Origin of the sequence: Burkholderia sp. BE17, from assembly GCF_009362305.1 — a bacterium.
Lineage (GTDB): Bacteria > Pseudomonadota > Gammaproteobacteria > Burkholderiales > Burkholderiaceae > Burkholderia > Burkholderia pyrrocinia_C.
Window position 1 is genome coordinate 14,258 of the sequence record NZ_WHNU01000032.1, and the last position, 16,290, is coordinate 30,547.

Genomic DNA, 16,290 nt, shown 5'->3' on the forward strand with positions numbered 1-16,290 from the left:
ACGCAGCAGCCAATGGCCACCCGGGAGACCGCCATGGAAGCGAAGAACGAGGAAGTCGTCGCACACCTGCTCTCCGACGTCGTCGAATTCGCGCGCGGGCGCCTGCCCGAAGCCACATTCCGGATCGTCGAACCTTTCCTGCGTCATTACTACGATTTCGTCGACGCCGACGATATCGAGAACCGCGGCATCGCCGATCTGTACGGCGCCGCGATGGCGCACTGGCAAACCGCCCAGAAATACGTGCCCGGCAGCGAGCGGCTGCGCGTGTACAACCCGATCCTCGAACAGCACGGCTGGCACTCCGACCACACGGTCATCGAGATCGTCAACGACGACATGCCGTTCCTCGTCGACTCGGTGACGATGGCCGTCAACCGCCTCGGGCTCGCGCTGCATTCGGCGCTGCATCCCGTGTTCCGCCTCTGGCGCGGCGCCAACGGCGGCATCGAGCGCGTCGACGCGGGCGGCGCGACGCCCGGCGACGGCCAGTCGCAACTCGCGTCGTTCATCCATTTCGAAGTCGATCGCTGCGGCGACGCGGCACTGCTCGACACGCTGCGCGAGGACATCGCGCGCGTGCTCGGCGACGTGCGCGCATCGGTCGAGGATTGGCCGAAGATCGTCGAGATCGCGCGCGCGACGATCAAGGACATGAAGGCGCGCGAATCGACCGCGGAAGACATCGAGGCGCGCGCGTTCGTCGAATGGATGGCCGCCGATCACTTCACGTTCCTCGGCCACCGCGACTACGCGCTGGTGTCGGATGGCACGGGCTTCGGCCTGCGCGGCATCGAGGGCACGGGCCTCGGCATCCTGCGCGAATCGCTGCGCACGTCGGGCGCGTCCGACGTGACGCCGCTGCCGCCGGCCGCCGCCGACATCATCACCGGCTCCTGGCCGATCTTCCTGACCAAGGCGAATTCGCGCGCGACCGTGCACCGGCCCGGCTATCTCGACTACGTGGGCGTGAAGCTCGTCGGCGCCGACGGCAAGATCACCGGCGAGCGTCGTTTCATCGGGCTCTACACGTCGACCGCATACATGGTGTCGAGCGCCGAGATCCCGATCGTGCGCCGCAAGTGCGCGAACATCGTGCGGCGCGCGGGCTTCCTGCCGAAGGGACATCTCGGCAAGACGCTCGTGACGGTGCTCGAAACCTATCCGCGCGACGAGTTGTTCCAGGCCGACGAAGACCAGCTCTACGACATCGCGCTCGGCATCCTGCGGCTGCAGGAGCACCAGCGCACGCGCCTGTTCGTGCGCCGCGACCGGTTCGACCGCTTCGTGTCGTGCCTCGTGTTCGTGCCGCGCGACAAGTACAACACCGACCTGCGCCGCCGCATCGCGAAGCTGCTCGTCGACGCGTACAACGGCGTGAACGTCGAATTCACGCCGCTGCTGTCGGAATCGGCGATCGCACGCATTCATTTCGTCGTGCATGCGGAGCCGGGCACGATGCCCGACGTCGATACGCGCGAGCTCGAGACGCGGCTCGTGCAGGTGGCGCGCCGCTGGCAGGACGATCTCGCCGACGCGCTGCTCGACGCGTTCGGCGAAGAGCAAGGCAACCGCCTGCTGCAACGCTATGCCGATTCGTTCCCGGCCGGCTATCGCGACGACTATCCGGCGCGCACGGCCGTGCGCGACATCGAGCTGATCGAGCGCGTGAAGGATTCGGGCCAGCTCGCGATGAACCTGTACCGGCCGATCGAGGCCGAGGCGCGCGCGTTCCGCTTCAAGGTCTATCGCTCGGGCGACCCGATCGCGCTGTCGCGCAGCCTGCCGATGCTCGAGCATCTCGGCGTGCGCGTCGACGAGGAGCGGCCGTACCGGATCCAGACGCAGGACGGCGCGCATGCGTGGGTGCACGACTTCGGGCTCGAACTCGCCGACGATACCGAGTTCGACATCGAGCGCGTGAAAGGCCTGTTCGAGGATGCGTTCGACCGGATCTGGAACGGCCGGATCGAGAACGACGACTTCAACCGCCTCGTGCTGCGCGCGCACCTGAACGCACGCGAAGTGACGATCCTGCGCGCGTATGCGAAATACCTGCGGCAAGTCGGCTCGACCTTCAGCGACGCGTACATCGAACGCGCGCTGACCGGCAATCCTGCGATCGCGCGCCAGCTCGTCGAGCTGTTCCTGCTGCGCTTCGACCCGCGCACCGGCGACGCGCGCGACGTGCAGGCCGAACGGCTGCTGAAGGCGATCGAGGGCGCGCTCGACCAGGTGCCGAACCTCGACGAGGACCGCATCCTGCGCCAGTTCCTCGGCGTGATCAACGCGACCGAGCGCACCAACTACTTCCTGCTCGACGCGAACGGCGAATCGAAACCCTACCTGTCGTTCAAGTTCAATCCGGCGAAAGTGCCGGGCCTGCCCGAACCGAAGCCGATGTTCGAGATCTGGGTGTATTCGCCGCGTGTCGAGGGCGTGCACCTGCGCGGCGGGCGCGTCGCGCGCGGCGGCCTGCGCTGGTCGGATCGCCGCGAGGATTTCCGCACCGAGGTGCTCGGGCTGATGAAGGCGCAGATGGTGAAGAACGTCGTGATCGTGCCGGTCGGCTCGAAAGGCGGCTTCGTCGTGAAGAACCCGCCGCCGCCGAGCGATCGCGAGGCGTGGATGCGCGAAGGCATCGCGTGCTACCAGACATTCCTGCGCGGCCTGCTCGACCTGACCGACAACCTGGTCGGCAACGCGATCGTGCCGCCGCCCGACGTCGTGCGCCACGACCCCGACGATCCGTATCTGGTCGTCGCCGCCGACAAGGGCACGGCCACCTTCTCCGACTACGCGAACGCGATCTCGCACGAATACGGCTTCTGGCTCGACGACGCGTTCGCGTCCGGCGGCTCGGTCGGCTACGACCACAAGAAGATGGCGATCACCGCGCGCGGCGCCTGGGAATCGGTGAAGCGGCACTTCCGCGAGATGGGCATCGATACGCAGACGACCGACTTCACGGTGGTCGGCGTCGGCGACATGTCGGGCGACGTGTTCGGCAACGGGATGCTGCTGTCGCCGCATATCCGGCTCGTCGCCGCGTTCGATCACCGGCACGTGTTCCTCGACCCGAACCCCGATCCGGCGGTCAGCTTCGCGGAGCGCCAGCGCATGTTCGCGCTCGAACGGTCGAGCTGGGCCGACTACGATCCGGCCGCGATTTCGGCAGGCGGCGGCGTCTATCCGCGCACCGCGAAGACGATCCCGCTGTCGCCGGCCGTGCAGGCCGCGCTCGGCATCGACGCGCAAGCGCTGCCGCCGACCGAGCTGATCCGCGCGATCCTGCAGGCGCCGGTCGACCTGCTGTACAACGGCGGCATCGGCACCTACGTGAAGGCCGCGCGCGAAACCCACCTGCAGGTCGGCGACCGCGCAAACGACGCGGTGCGCGTGAACGGTTCGGACCTGCGCTGCAAGGTGGTCGGCGAAGGCGGCAACCTCGGCTGCACGCAGTTCGGCCGCATCGAGTTCGCGCAGCGCGGCGGCCGCATCAACACCGATGCGATCGACAACTCGGCCGGCGTCGATTGTTCGGATCACGAAGTCAACATCAAGATCCTGCTCGGGCTCGTCGTCTCCGACGGCGAGATGACCGAGAAGCAGCGCAACGCGCTGCTCGCGGAGATGACCGACGAGGTCGGGCTGCTCGTGCTGCGCGACAACTACTACCAGACGCAGGCGCTGTCGATCGCGGGCCGCTACGGCGTCGAGCAGCTCGACGCCGAGGCGCGCCTGATGCGCTGGCTCGAACGCGCGGGCCGCCTGAACCGCGTGATCGAATTCCTGCCGACCGACGACGAAGTCGCCGAACGGCAAGCCGCGAAACTCGGCCTCACGTCGCCGGAGCGTGCGGTGCTGCTCGCGTACAGCAAGATGTGGCTCTACGACGCGCTGCTCGAATCCGACGTGCCCGAGGATCCGCTGGTCGCCGCGATGCTCGTCGACTACTTCCCGACACCGCTGCAGCAGCGCTTCAGCGAGCCGATGCGCCGCCATCCGCTGCGCCGCGAGATACTCGCGACGCACCTGACCAATGCGCTCGTCAATCGCGTCGGCTGCGCGTTCGTGCATCGGCTGATGGAGGAAACCGACGCGAAGCCCGGCGACATCGTGCGTGCGTGCATCATGGCGCGCGACGTGTTCGACCTCGATGCGGTATGGCGCGACATCGACGCGCTCGACAACCGCGTCGCCGACGACGTGCAGGCGCGCATGTTCGTCGATGTCGCGCGGCTGCTGGAACGCGCGGCGCTGTGGTTCCTGCGGCACCTGCAGTCCGGCGCGGTGGCCGATGGCGGCGTTGCCGAGCTGATCGCGCGCTGCCGCGACGCGGCGCAGCGGCTCGCGCCGCAACTGCCGTCGCTGCTGCCGGCCGACGCGCTCGAAGCGCTGTCCGAGCGGCAGCGCGTGCTCGTTGAAGCCGGTGTCGACAGCGCGCTCGCGGTGCGTGTCGCGAGCGGCGACATCTCGGCCGCGCTGCTCGACATCGCCGAAGTGGCCGCGACCTGCAATCGCAGCCTCGAACTCGTCGCGGGCGTCTATTTCTCGCTCGGCACGCTGCTCAATTACGGATGGATCGGCGAACGCGCGGCGACGCTGCCGACGCCGACGCACTGGGACATGCTCGCGCGCGCAGCCGCGCTCGCGGAAGTCGCGCGGCTGAAGCGCACGCTCGCGACGAGCGCGCTCGCCGAATCGCCGGATTCGACCACGCCGGAGACGATCGTCGGCGCATGGCACGAGCGCCGCGACGCCGCGCTCGCCCGCTACGAGCACCTGCTCGCTGACCTGCGCGCGTCGGGCGGCGCCAGCCTCGCGGTGCTGCTCGTGATCGTGCGGGAGATGGCCGTGCTCGAACGCGCATAACGGTTCGGGCAGGGTCAGACCGTCGCGACCAGCAGCTCTTCCGCGTTGTTCGGTGGCCGCAGGCCGTCCGTGCGATCGGCGAAATAGCGACGCGCCAGTTCCGCGGCCGATACGTGCGCGGCAGTCGCGAAGCCGGCCTCCAGCGCGAGCGCCTGGATCTGCGCCGGCATGAAGAAGCTGATGAACGGCGTGCCGCTCGCGCGCGCACCCTTTGCAGCCATTTCCAGCCCCGGGCGCACGTCCGGATCCGCGTTCTCCAGCGGCAGCAGGAACGTCATCGCGAGCGTCGAACCCGGCGCGAGCGACGCGACTTCGCGCAGCGCGGCCGCGTTCGCTTCGCGCGTCAGGTACATGCTGACGCCGGTGGATACCACGACCGCCGGCTTGCCGGCATCGAAGCCCGCGCCGACGAGCGCATCGCGCCATGACTGCTTCGCCTCGAAATCGACCGGCACGAAACGCAGCCAGTCGGGCACGCCGAAGCCGAGTTCGGTCAGGCGGCGCTGCTTCCATGCCTGCGGCGCCGGCGGATCGACCTCGAAGACGGTCAAGCGCGACGCCATCTCGGGCCGGCGCTGCACGAAACTGTCGAGGCCCGCGCCGAGAATCACGTACTGGCTCACGCCGCGCGCGGCCTGCTCGACCACGAGATCCTCGATGAAGCGGGCCCGCGCGACGATCGATGCGCGAAACGGCCGCGTGAACTGCGGATCCATATCGCCGCGCTGCTGCCAGCCCGGCGCCGGCGCGAGCAGTCGAAGCCCGACTTCGTCGGCGAGCACGTGCGGCGGCGCGTCGAGTTCGACGTGCAGCGCGCGCCACAGCGCGACGCGCGCGGCGGTGCTGTCGGGCGCGTCTTCGCGGGTATCAATCATAGCGGCCTCACGCGCGCTGCTTGCACGGCGCCTGCAGCCGCCATACGCGGCCGTCCGGGTCGCGCACGGTCATGTCGCGCGTGCCCCAGTGCGTGTCCTCGAACGGCGTGACGACATCGACGATCGGCTGCGACCGCACCGCCTGCTCGTCGGGCACCTTGAGCACGACCTGCATGTCCGGCGTCTCGCCCGGCGGCACTTCGGCGATGAACAGAAATGGGCCGTCGCCGTTGCGAAGCTGGCCCGAGTGGTGATCGGTTTCGAACTCCAGCGTGAAACCCAGCGCCTGGAAGAATTTCGCCGACTTGCCCCAGTTGTGCGTCGTCAGGTACACGGCTTCGATTCGCTCGGATGACATGTCACTTCTCCTTGGTGGAAGGTCCCGCGCCCGGCTGCGGCGCGGCCAGGTATGCGCGCAACGCGTCGGCCACCAGCGCGGACAGCGACTGCTCCGTTTCGATGGCGCGATGCTTGACCTGCCGGATCAGGCTGAGCGGCAGGTACACGTTGAATTGCTTCACTTCTTCGTCAGTCATGGAAGCTAGTATGCTAGCAAAATAGCAAATGTCAAATGCGGGCCGTGGAAAGCGGGATTCCTTGATCGGGCGCGGCCCGCCGCGCGGGCCGCCGGCTCGAACACCGTGGGTTCGCGTCGTTACTTCGCGGCGCGCGCCGCCAGCCGCGCAAACAGCGCGTCGAGATCGAACCCCGCCGTATCGATACCGATCGTGTCGCGCAGGCACGCGCCCCACGCGGCCGCGTCGTCGAACGTGACGGTGCGCCCTGCCCCCGCCGCGTCGCGCAGCGTCAGCGCGGTGTTGAGCAGCGCCGCACGGCCGTCCGGCAGCACGCGGCACGCGATCAGGTCGTTCACGAAGATCGATTCGGGATACGTCGACGTGAACCAGTTCGCGGCGTCGTAATCGATCCACTCGGCCGGCTTCAGCGAGAAACGGTAGGTGGTCTGCCAGCCGTCGGGGATCTCGAACTGCATGTCGAATTCGCCGTCGACCGGCGCGTCGATCACGCGAAACGCGCCGTGCGGCGTCAGTTGCCGCTCGCCCGGCACGAAGTGCAGCGGCGCGGTCAGCGTCGCGCTGCCGAAGCCGATGTCCGCGAGCCAGACCGCGCCGTCGAGATCGATGCGCAGCAGCATGTGCGTCTGCGCGGTGACGATCTCCGGCGGCCGCATCCAGCGCACGCGCGCGATCAGCGGCGTCACGCGAAAACCGATCGTCGTGAGCGCGGTGTAGAACAGCTTGTTGAGTTCGAAGCAGTAGCCGCCGCGGCGGCGCCCGATCACCTTGTCGACGATCGCGGGCAGGTCGAGCGCGACGCGCGCGCCGGTCAGCGGATTGAGGTTTTCGAACGGAATCGCCTGCGGGTGCAGCAGATGCAGCCGGCGCAGCACGTCGAGCGTCGGCTCGGCCGGGCCGTCGTAGCCGATGCGGGAGAAATAGCGCGAGAGGTCGAACGAGTCAGTCATGAACCTGCACCGATAAAAGGGACACGCCACGATAGCATCGTGCGAAATCCCCATGTTGTGCAGGGCGATTGTCCGTCGTCGCGCGCGATGCCGGCACCGCACCGCGCGCAGCACCGCGCAACGTTACGGCAGCAGCTTCAACGCGGACGACGCGACCGACGGCACCGAAATGCCCTGGCTCGTCGCGAACTGCACGGCCTGGCTGAGCGTCGCCGCGAGCGACTGCAACTGGCCCGGCGCGCTTTGCGCGATATACGACGCGGCCTGCATGTTCTGCGGATTCAGGCCCGACTGCAGCAGCGACGCGGCACTGGTCGAACCCAGATTTCCGAGCCCCGACTGCAGTTGCGAATACTGCGTGAGCCCCTGGCCGAGCGACGCGAGGCCGTTGCTGAACGCCTGCTTGTCGATCGGGCCGTGCGACGCGCCACCGCTCGCGAAAGCCTGGCCGAGCGCCTGCGACACCGACTGCTGCGCGCCGCCCATCTGCGACAGCGCGGCCGGCGTCAGCGCGTTGCCGCCGGCCAGTTGGCTCGCGGCCTGCTGCGCCTGCCCGGCCGCGCCGGTGAGCCCCATCGCCGACGCGAGCGACGACTGGCCGGACAGCACCTGCTGGTTCGCACCGACATACGCCTGCAGCAGTTGCGCGATGCCGCCCTGGGCGGGCGCCGCCTGTTGCTGGCCGCCGCCGAGCAGCGATGCGCCGAGCGACTGCAGATCGAGCTGCGCGTGCGCGGCGCCGCTCATCAGGATGCCGAACGCGATGCCTGCCGAGGCCAGATACCTGCCCGTCGCGCGAATGTGCTTCATGTGTTTCCCTCGTGCCGGAATGATTGAGGCCGATATTGTCGAAGCGCGCCGCGCGCCGCCGCAACGACTGAAACACATCGAAACGAAATCACGCCGCACGCCCGCTTGCAATTCCGCGATCGACGGACACGGTCGGACGGATTCATCCGCGTTTGCTGCGCGGTATCACGCATGTGCCGGAATTCGTTCTTCGGTTGCATCAATGACTGTGGGTTCCGGGCTCTGCGAGCGGTGCCGCAAAACGCATCGCAGCCGGGAAACGGCCGCGAAACGTTACGCAGCCATCCACGCCGGCAGCCGCCAGCCGACCCAGTCGGCCGCCTGCTCGTAGCCGCGCGCGAGCTGCAGCACGGCGAGATCGGCGCGCGGGCGCCCGATCAGCTGCATCCCCATCGGCAGCCCCGCGTCGTTGAAGCCGACCGGCACGTTGATCACCGGGCAGCCGGCCAGCGTCCAGGGCACGACCGTTTCCATCCAGCGGTGGTAGGTGTCCATCGCGCGGCCCGCGATCTCCTTCGGCCAGCGCTGGTCGACGTCGAACGGGAACACCTGCGCGGTCGGCGCCGCGATGAAGTCGTAGCGATCGAAGAAGCTCAGCACGGCCTGATGCCATGCGGTGCGCTCGACGCTCGCGTCGAACACGGCCGCGCCCTGCATCGCGAGCAGCCCTTCCACCTCGTAGATCGCCTCGGGCTTCAGCAGCGCGCGGCGCGCCGGGTCGCGATAGTGCGCCAGCAGCCCGCCGCCGGACAGCAGGTGCCGGTGCGCGAGCCACAGGCGCCAGATCCGCTCGGGCGCGAACGCCGGCAGCGCGGCATCGACGTCGCAGCCGATCTCGCGCAGCGTTGCCAGCCCTTGTTCGCACTGCGCGAGCACGCCGGCCTCGGTCGCGAGATATCCGTCCCAGTCGCCGACCCACGCGATGCGCTTGCCGCGCAGGTCCGCGTCGAGCGGCTGCGCGAACACGGCCGGATCTTCCGCAAGCGACAGCGGATCGTTGCGGTCGTAGCCGGCCTGGATCGCGAGCAGTTGCGCGACGTCGCCGACCGTGCGGCCCATCGGCCCTTCGATGCCGAGCTGCTGCACGAACACGTCGACGGCCGGCCAGCGCGGCACGCGCCCCTGCGACGGGCGAAAGCCGTAGATATTGCAGAACGCGGCCGGATTGCGCAGCGAGCCGCCGAAATCGCTGCCGTCCGCCACCGGCAGCATCCGCGACGCGAGCGCCGCCGCCGTGCCGCCGCTGCTGCCGCCCGCGCTCTTCGTCAGGTCGTACGGATTGCGCGTCGCACCATAAACCTCGTTGTACGTGTGCGACCCGAGCCCGAATTCCGGCGTATTGGTCTTGCCGATGAAGATCGCGCCGGCCGCGCGCATCCGCGCGACGCCGACGGAATCCGCCTGCGGCACGTTCTCGCGGAAGATCGGCGAGCCGTAGGTCGTTCGCAGCCCCTTCGTCATCGCCAGATCCTTCGGCGCCTGCGGCATCCCGTGCATCCAGCCGTGGTACTCGCCGCGCGCCAGCGCTGCATCCTTTTCCGCGGCTTCGGCGAGCAGCGCATCGCGCTCGCGCAGCGCTACGATCGCGTTGACCGCGCCGTTCACGCGCTCGACGTGGTCGAGATACGCGCGCATCGTCTCGACGCACGAAACCGCCTTGCCGCGGATCGCCGACGCGAGCTCGCCGGCCGACAGGCGCACGATCGGGTCGACGGGGATGGAAGCGGGAGCGAGAGGCTGCGGGGCGCCGTGCGGCATGCGAGGTCTCCTGGAATCGGATGGAATGGCAGGCCGCGTGTCAGCGGCGGTCGCTCCCGAACCGGCCGAGAGGGGCCGCGCCGCGGCCGATGCTTTACTCTACGCGACGCCGATTCGGCGACCTTCGATATTATCCGCCGCGATTCATTGCGGATCCGACTGAATCGGGGCAACGTGCACCGGGCCGCCCACGCAGGCCCGATCGATGAAATCGTTTATGCGCATAAACTAAAATTTCTTATATTTCTAATAGGCGCGACACGAGACGGCGCGCGTTAACGACATTTTTACGCGACCGCCCGATCTCTTTAGATTGCTCGTTCCGGCTGCGCGCTACGCTGGAAGCATCTCGCTTCCTGGACATCGTTCATGCTCAAGCTGCTGGTTCCGGTCGGTCACTCGCCCCGCTCGCTGCAGGCGGTTCGCCACGCGACATTCCTGTATCGCGAGCGGTGCGCGTCGGAGATCGTGCTGATCAACGTTCAGGCGCCGCTCGAATCGACGCGGCTCGAGGCCTATCACCCGCTGTCGCGGCTACGCTCGATCGAGGAGAAGTTCGCGTCCGACGACCTGGCCGCGGCGGAGCGGATTCTGCGGGAAGCCGGCGTCAAGTACAGCGTCGTGATGAAGGTCGGCCCGGTGGCCGATACGATCGCGGCCGTGGCGGCCGAGACCGGATGCGACGAGATCGTGGTCGTCGCGCCGAGGCACGATCCGCTCCATGCGCTGATGTCGGTGTTTCGCCGCAGCGTGATGGGCCGGCTGGTGCGGATTTCGAATGTGCCGGTGACGGCCGTGCAATGACAGCGTTGATGCGCGGCGACAGTCTCCAGACTGGCTGCACCGGCGATGGACGAATGAGCGGCGCGGTACGTGTGCGCGTTGCGCGCCGCACGCGCACCGCCCGTCACGCAGCACTTATTTGATGACCTTGCGCCAGAACACGAAATAGGCGGCCGCCGAGGACGCAACCAGCAGGATTGCCCACATCGGAGCGAGACTGATCAGCACGGAAGAGACGTTAAGCATTTGGATTCCTCACTATTTCGACAGCAATGTTCAACACGCACCTGCTTGCCGGAACCGATGCATTCACCAGTCATCACGCTCCGTCAAATCATGCATTCATGCTATCGCTTTGAGCGGCAGCGCGACCGTCCCCTCCCGCCCGTACCCTGACATTCGTCAAACTCGCGCGAATCACGCGCCTGTCGTGCCGAAATCCGTCGCGCGATCGCCGCGCTGCGTGCCCATCCTCGTCTGCCGGCCGCCAGCCTGAAAGTCCCTTCCTTTTGCACGCGAAACCACGAAAAACGTGACGGGATCACGCCGCCTGGCCACCGATTCAGCAGACGTTTACCGGGGGAACCCCCAAGTGCTTCGCCGAACGTGTCCGCGTTACGCTTGAGCGACGAGGAGACGAACCATGAGACGAGCCGTACATATCGCTGTTTTCGCGCTGCTGGCCTATCTCATTGCCGATCGCGCGATCCTGCATGCGCAGGGCCGCGACGCCAGCCCGCTTGCATGCGAACAGGGCGCCGCGCAGGTGAAGGCCGACGCGCTCGGCCGCGGCTTCGGCGAGGCGGCCGCCGGCAGCCAGAGCGAGGCGTTCATGTCGGGTTGCCTCGTGACCGGGCGAGGCAACCGGGACGTCGCGATGGCGAACCGTTGACGCGAATCCGGTGACGTTCCGGGCTCGTTCGAGTCAATTCCCGCTGTTTACCGTCATTTTCTCGATCGATGTCGCAACGGATGTCACGCTCCGGACGCCGTTCACGCTGAACGTCTGCTCGTGGCCCGTGTCGTCGCGGGGAAGACGCATCGACATCTGCGCCATCAGGCCATCCTTGCCGTAAGCGCCGAACCAGTCGACCAGCCTGCTGATGTAGCACGTGCCGTCGACATGAACCGGCATGTCGCGGACAATCTCGTACGCGTAGTGGCCGGGCCTATAGCTCATGTACTCGCTGCGATCGTCGCCTTGCACCGAAGGCGGAACCGGACACAGCGGCGTGTCGGAGCCGGCATCGCGCGCGCTGCTGTCGCTCACGTTGCGCAACGCCTGTTCGATTTCCGATACAGTAGCTCGCCCGCTATCGGGCCATCGCGTCGAGACGCCGCTTCATCTACAACAACAGTCAATCAAAAGATGAGTCACCCCAACACCGATTTGATCCAGCGTTTTTACACGGCCTTTCAGCAGCGCGACATCGACGCGATGCTCGCCTGCTATGCCGACGATATCGTCTTCGGCGACCCCGCGTTCGGCGAGCTGCGCGGCGAGCTCGCGCGCGACATGTGGCGCATGCTGGTCGCGCGTGCGCAGGAATTTTCGTTGACGTTCGGCGAGGTCGACGCGGACGAACAGACCGGGCGCGCGCAGTGGGTCGCGCACTACCGGTTCGGCGCGACCGGCCGCATGGTGGTGAACCGGATCGACTCGCGTTTCCGGTTCCGCGACGGGCTCATCGCCGAGCATCGCGACAGTTTCGACCTGTGGCGCTGGGCGCGTCAGGCGCTTGGGCTGAAGGGAACCCTGCTCGGCTGGACGCCATTCGTGCAACGCGCGATCCGCGCGCAGGCGCGGAAGAATCTCGACGCGTATCGGGCAAAGCGGAAATAGGACACGCGCCGCCATCGCTTCATCGTGGCGTCGATCAGGTCGCAGGCCATGTGCGGCCGAATGCCGGTCGGGTTCGTGAGACGGCACTGGCAATTCCAGCTTTCATCGGCTTCGGGATGCGGGCCGACGAGCCCGACTCGCCCTTTGCCGTAGCGGTATGTCGCTCGCGGCCGCGATATCGAGGTTCGGATAGGTCGCCAGCACGACACCTCCGGAACCGGCCCGAACGACCGGGAGCATCGCGCCGTCCTGGAAGTAGATCCAGCGCTTTTCGCCACGCCATACGACCGGCGTCGCCGTGTCCGCGATACCGTGAATCGTCGAGCCCGGAATCGAGACCAAGGGCGTCCTTGGCCGGGCACATGCCGTCATCCAGCGCAGCCCCGCACGGCCAGCCTCTGTTCCGCATAACGAAAACCGGCCCCGACAGGACCGATCTACCGCCAGCGGACGCCCCCAAACCGCAGCCGGGCAGCCCACCGCAGATCGCCTCCCCTCCAGCCTGCAGCCGCAAGAACCACACGAAATACCTTGCCCGCAAAGGCTCCCAGGCCACCCTCCGGAGCACGCACTGAAACGCCGACTCCCCCGTGCCGCCACGCTCCCCCGCGTCTTGCCCGCCAACTCTTATATAAGACATAAGACATTTGACGTTAAAGATCATTGAGATTAGAATCCCGCTCAAAGCAGTGCCTGGAACAGCCCCGGAGTGCCGGAACGGCCTTCCCCTCAAACGCCTATCAGCAGGTCTCCCCATGCTTGAAAACTTTCGTGCTCACGTGGCCGCCCGCGCCGCGCTCGGTATTCCTCCCCTGCCGCTGACGGCTCAGCAAACCGCCGAACTGGTGGAACTGCTGACGAACCCGCCCGCCGGCGAAGAGCAGACGCTGCTCGAACTGATCACCTACCGCGTGCCGGCCGGCGTCGACGAAGCCGCTCGCGTGAAGGCCGGCTTCCTGGCGGCCGTGGCCAAGGGCGAGACCGTCTGCCCGCTGATCTCGCGCGAACGCGCCACCGAACTGCTCGGCACGATGCTGGGCGGCTACAACATCCAGCCGCTGATCGAACTGCTGTCCGACGACGCAGTCGCGGCCGTCGCCGCCGACGCGCTGAAGAAAACCCTGCTGATGTTCGACCAGTTCCATGACGTGAAGGAACTCGCCGACAAGGGCAACGCGCACGCGAAGGCCGTGCTGCAAAGCTGGGCCGACGCCGAATGGTTCACGAGCCGTCCGGAAGTGCCGCAAAGCCTGACCATCACCGTCTTCAAGGTGACGGGCGAAACCAACACCGACGACCTGTCGCCGGCGCCCGACGCCACCACCCGCCCGGACATCCCGATGCACGCGCTGGCGATGCTGAAGAACGCGCGCCCGGGCATCACGCCGGAAGAAGACGGCAAGCGCGGCCCGGTCAAGTTCATCGAGTCGCTGAAGGAAAAGGGTCATCTGGTCGCGTACGTGGGCGACGTGGTCGGCACCGGCTCCTCGCGCAAGTCGGCCACCAACTCGGTGCTGTGGTTCACCGGCGAAGACATCCCGTTCGTGCCGAACAAGCGTTTCGGCGGCGTGTGCCTCGGCGGCAAGATCGCCCCGATCTTCTACAACACGATGGAAGATGCAGGCGCGCTGCCGATCGAACTCGACGTGTCGCAGATGGAAATGGGCGACGTGGTCGAACTGCGCCCGTATGACGGCAAGGCGCTGAAGAACGGCGAAGTGATCGCCGAATTCCAGGTCAAGTCCGACGTGCTGTTCGATGAAGTGCGCGCCGGCGGCCGCATTCCGCTGATCATCGGCCGCGGCCTGACCGCGAAGGCACGCGAAGCGCTGGGCCTCGCGCCGTCGACGCTGTTCCGCCTGCCGCACCAGCCGGCCGACAGCGGCAAGGGCTTCTCGCTCGCGCAGAAGATGGTTGGCCGTGCATGCGGTTTGCCGGAAGGCCGGGGTGTCCGTCCGGGCACGTACTGCGAACCGAAGATGACCTCGGTCGGCTCGCAGGACACGACGGGCCCGATGACCCGCGACGAACTGAAGGATCTCGCCTGCCTCGGCTTCTCGGCCGACCTCGTGATGCAGTCGTTCTGCCACACCGCCGCTTATCCGAAGCCGGTCGACGTGAAGACGCACCAGACGCTGCCGAACTTCATCAGCACGCGCGGCGGTATCGCGCTGCGCCCGGGCGACGGCGTGATCCACTCGTGGCTGAACCGCATGCTGCTGCCCGACACCGTCGGCACCGGCGGCGATTCGCACACGCGCTTCCCGATCGGCATCAGCTTCCCGGCAGGCTCGGGCCTGGTGGCCTTCGCGGCCGCCACCGGCACGATGCCGCTGGACATGCCGGAATCGGTGCTGGTCCGCTTCAAGGGCAAGATGCAGCCGGGCGTCACGCTGCGTGACCTCGTCAACGCGATTCCGCTGTACGCGATCAAGCAAGGCATGCTGACGGTCGCCAAGCAAGGCAAGAAGAACATCTTCTCGGGCCGCATTCTCGAAATCGAAGGCCTGCCCGACCTGAAGGTCGAGCAAGCGTTCGAGCTGTCGGATGCGTCCGCCGAGCGTTCGGCCGCCGGTTGCACGGTCCACCTGAACAAGGAACCGATCATCGAATACCTGAACAGCAACGTCACGCTGCTGAAGTGGATGATCGCGCAGGGCTACCAGGATCCGCGCAGCCTGCAGCGCCGTATCGCGGCGATGGAGCAATGGCTGGCCGACCCGCAACTGCTGTCGCCGGATGCCGACGCCGACTACGCGGCCGTCATCGAGATCGATCTCGCCGACATCCATGAGCCGATCGTCGCATGCCCGAACGACCCGGACGACGTGAAGACGCTGTCCGACGTGGCCGGCGCGAAAATCGACGAAGTGTTCATCGGCTCGTGCATGACCAACATCGGCCACTTCCGTGCGGCGTCGAAGCTGCTCGAAGGCAAGCGCGACATCCCGGTCAAGCTGTGGGTTGCCCCGCCGACCAAGATGGACCAGAAGCAACTGACCGAAGAAGGTCACTACGGCGTGTTCGGCACGGCCGGTGCGCGTACCGAAATGCCGGGCTGCTCGCTGTGCATGGGTAACCAGGCACAGGTGCGCGAAGGCGCGACGGTCATGTCGACGTCGACCCGCAACTTCCCGAACCGTCTCGGCAAGAACACGAACGTGTACCTCGGCTCGGCGGAACTGGCGGCAATCTGCTCGCGCCTGGGCAAGATCCCGACCAAGGACGAGTACATGACCGACATGGGCGTGCTCAGCGCCAACGGCGACAAGATCTACAAGTACATGAACTTCGACCAGATCGAAGACTTCAAGGAAGTGGCCGACACCGTGCAGATGTAAGCACGCTGCCGGGCTGCGGCGGGTCTTTCCCGTCGCAGCGACATGCAATGGCGCCGCAGGCTGAATGCTTGCGGCGCCATTTTTTTATGCGGCTCCGGCGACGCTCACACGGCATCGCCGCCCGGCTCGCGACGGATCACCAGCTCGTTGAAGCCGGTACCCGCATCGGGTTCGCGAGAGAAACGATGCTCGGGAAGCAGCGCGAGCAGGATCTCGGCGGTCGTGCGCACCACGCAGCCGCTCGCCACATGGCCGCCCGACACGCGGCCGCCCGCATCGGAAACGGACATGTGCAGGTGCGCGCCGTCCGGCGATACCGAACCGGCCAGCGTCAGGATTTCGAGGTCCCCGCGCAGCTCGGTCGGCAAGTCGGCGCCGGCAAAGCGCAACTGCGCGACGCTCAGGCTGCCGATGCCCTGGATCACGAATGCCGCGTGCGCACCGTGCGAACGCAACGCTTCCTCGACGGACGCGCGCAGATCGTCGCCGGGGGAAAGACGCAGAGGATGGGCTTGCATG

The 16,290-nt window shown here is 67.1% G+C and carries 13 protein-coding genes; 5 read left to right on the forward strand and 8 right to left on the reverse strand.

Annotated features, from left to right (window positions below):
* Window positions 1-33: 33 nt before the first annotated feature.
* Window positions 34-4,875, forward strand: coding sequence for an NAD-glutamate dehydrogenase (locus GD429_RS25420; protein WP_152860976.1), 4,842 nt, complete (start codon window positions 34-36; stop codon window positions 4,873-4,875).
* 14 nt (window positions 4,876-4,889) lie between these two features.
* On the opposite strand, the gene GD429_RS25425 is transcribed toward GD429_RS25420, so the two are convergent.
* From GD429_RS25425 to GD429_RS25455, 6 genes are all read right to left on the reverse strand, one after another.
* Window positions 4,890-5,750 (reverse strand): class I SAM-dependent methyltransferase, encoded by an 861-nt coding sequence (locus GD429_RS25425; protein ID WP_152860978.1) that lies wholly within the window; start codon window positions 5,748-5,750, stop codon window positions 4,890-4,892.
* Window positions 5,751-5,757: 7 nt separating this feature from the next.
* Entirely contained in the window at window positions 5,758-6,108 is a 351-nt protein-coding gene (locus tag GD429_RS25430) for a VOC family protein (protein WP_152860980.1), read from the reverse strand.
* 1 nt (window position 6,109) lies between these two features.
* Window positions 6,110-6,286, reverse strand: a complete 177-nt coding sequence (locus GD429_RS25435) for a ribbon-helix-helix domain-containing protein (RefSeq protein WP_152860982.1) — start codon at window positions 6,284-6,286, stop codon at window positions 6,110-6,112.
* A 119-nt stretch (window positions 6,287-6,405) separates the two neighbouring features.
* Window positions 6,406-7,236, reverse strand: a complete 831-nt coding sequence (locus GD429_RS25440; protein ID WP_152860984.1) for an arylamine N-acetyltransferase family protein — start codon at window positions 7,234-7,236, stop codon at window positions 6,406-6,408.
* 123 nt (window positions 7,237-7,359) lie between these two features.
* On the reverse strand, window positions 7,360-8,046 hold the full coding sequence (locus GD429_RS25445) for a hypothetical protein (RefSeq protein WP_152860985.1): 687 nt from the start codon (window positions 8,044-8,046) through the stop codon (window positions 7,360-7,362).
* Between the two features lie 273 nt (window positions 8,047-8,319).
* Entirely contained in the window at window positions 8,320-9,804 is a 1,485-nt protein-coding gene (locus tag GD429_RS25455; protein WP_152860989.1) for an amidase, read from the reverse strand.
* 369 nt (window positions 9,805-10,173) lie between these two features.
* On the opposite strand from GD429_RS25455, the gene GD429_RS25460 reads away from it, so the two are divergent.
* Together GD429_RS25460 and GD429_RS25465 are read left to right on the forward strand one after the other, a co-directional pair.
* The gene (locus tag GD429_RS25460) at window positions 10,174-10,608 is read left to right on the forward strand and encodes a universal stress protein (protein ID WP_152860991.1); all 435 of its coding nucleotides are present in this window, start codon (window positions 10,174-10,176) and stop codon (window positions 10,606-10,608) included.
* 622 nt (window positions 10,609-11,230) lie between these two features.
* Entirely contained in the window at window positions 11,231-11,479 is a 249-nt protein-coding gene (locus tag GD429_RS25465; RefSeq protein WP_034180352.1) for a hypothetical protein, read from the forward strand.
* 33 nt (window positions 11,480-11,512) lie between these two features.
* Here GD429_RS25465 and GD429_RS25470 read toward each other — a convergent pair whose 3' ends face one another.
* Window positions 11,513-11,857 carry a hypothetical protein gene (locus GD429_RS25470; RefSeq protein WP_152860993.1) on the reverse strand — a complete coding sequence of 115 codons (345 nt, stop codon included), beginning with the start codon at window positions 11,855-11,857 and terminating at the stop codon, window positions 11,513-11,515.
* A gap of 99 nt (window positions 11,858-11,956) precedes the next feature.
* Here GD429_RS25470 and GD429_RS25475 point away from each other — a divergent pair, with 99 nt between their 5' ends.
* The gene (locus GD429_RS25475) at window positions 11,957-12,430 is read left to right on the forward strand and encodes a nuclear transport factor 2 family protein (protein WP_152860995.1); all 474 of its coding nucleotides are present in this window, start codon (window positions 11,957-11,959) and stop codon (window positions 12,428-12,430) included.
* A gap of 755 nt (window positions 12,431-13,185) precedes the next feature.
* Window positions 13,186-15,771 (forward strand): bifunctional aconitate hydratase 2/2-methylisocitrate dehydratase, encoded by a 2,586-nt coding sequence (gene acnB, locus GD429_RS25485; protein WP_152860997.1) that lies wholly within the window; start codon window positions 13,186-13,188, stop codon window positions 15,769-15,771.
* 104 nt (window positions 15,772-15,875) lie between these two features.
* On the opposite strand, the gene GD429_RS25490 is transcribed toward acnB, so the two are convergent.
* Complete coding sequence (locus tag GD429_RS25490; protein ID WP_152860999.1) at window positions 15,876-16,289, reverse strand: PPC domain-containing DNA-binding protein; 414 nt, start codon at window positions 16,287-16,289, stop codon at window positions 15,876-15,878.
* Window position 16,290: the final 1 nt, after the last annotated feature.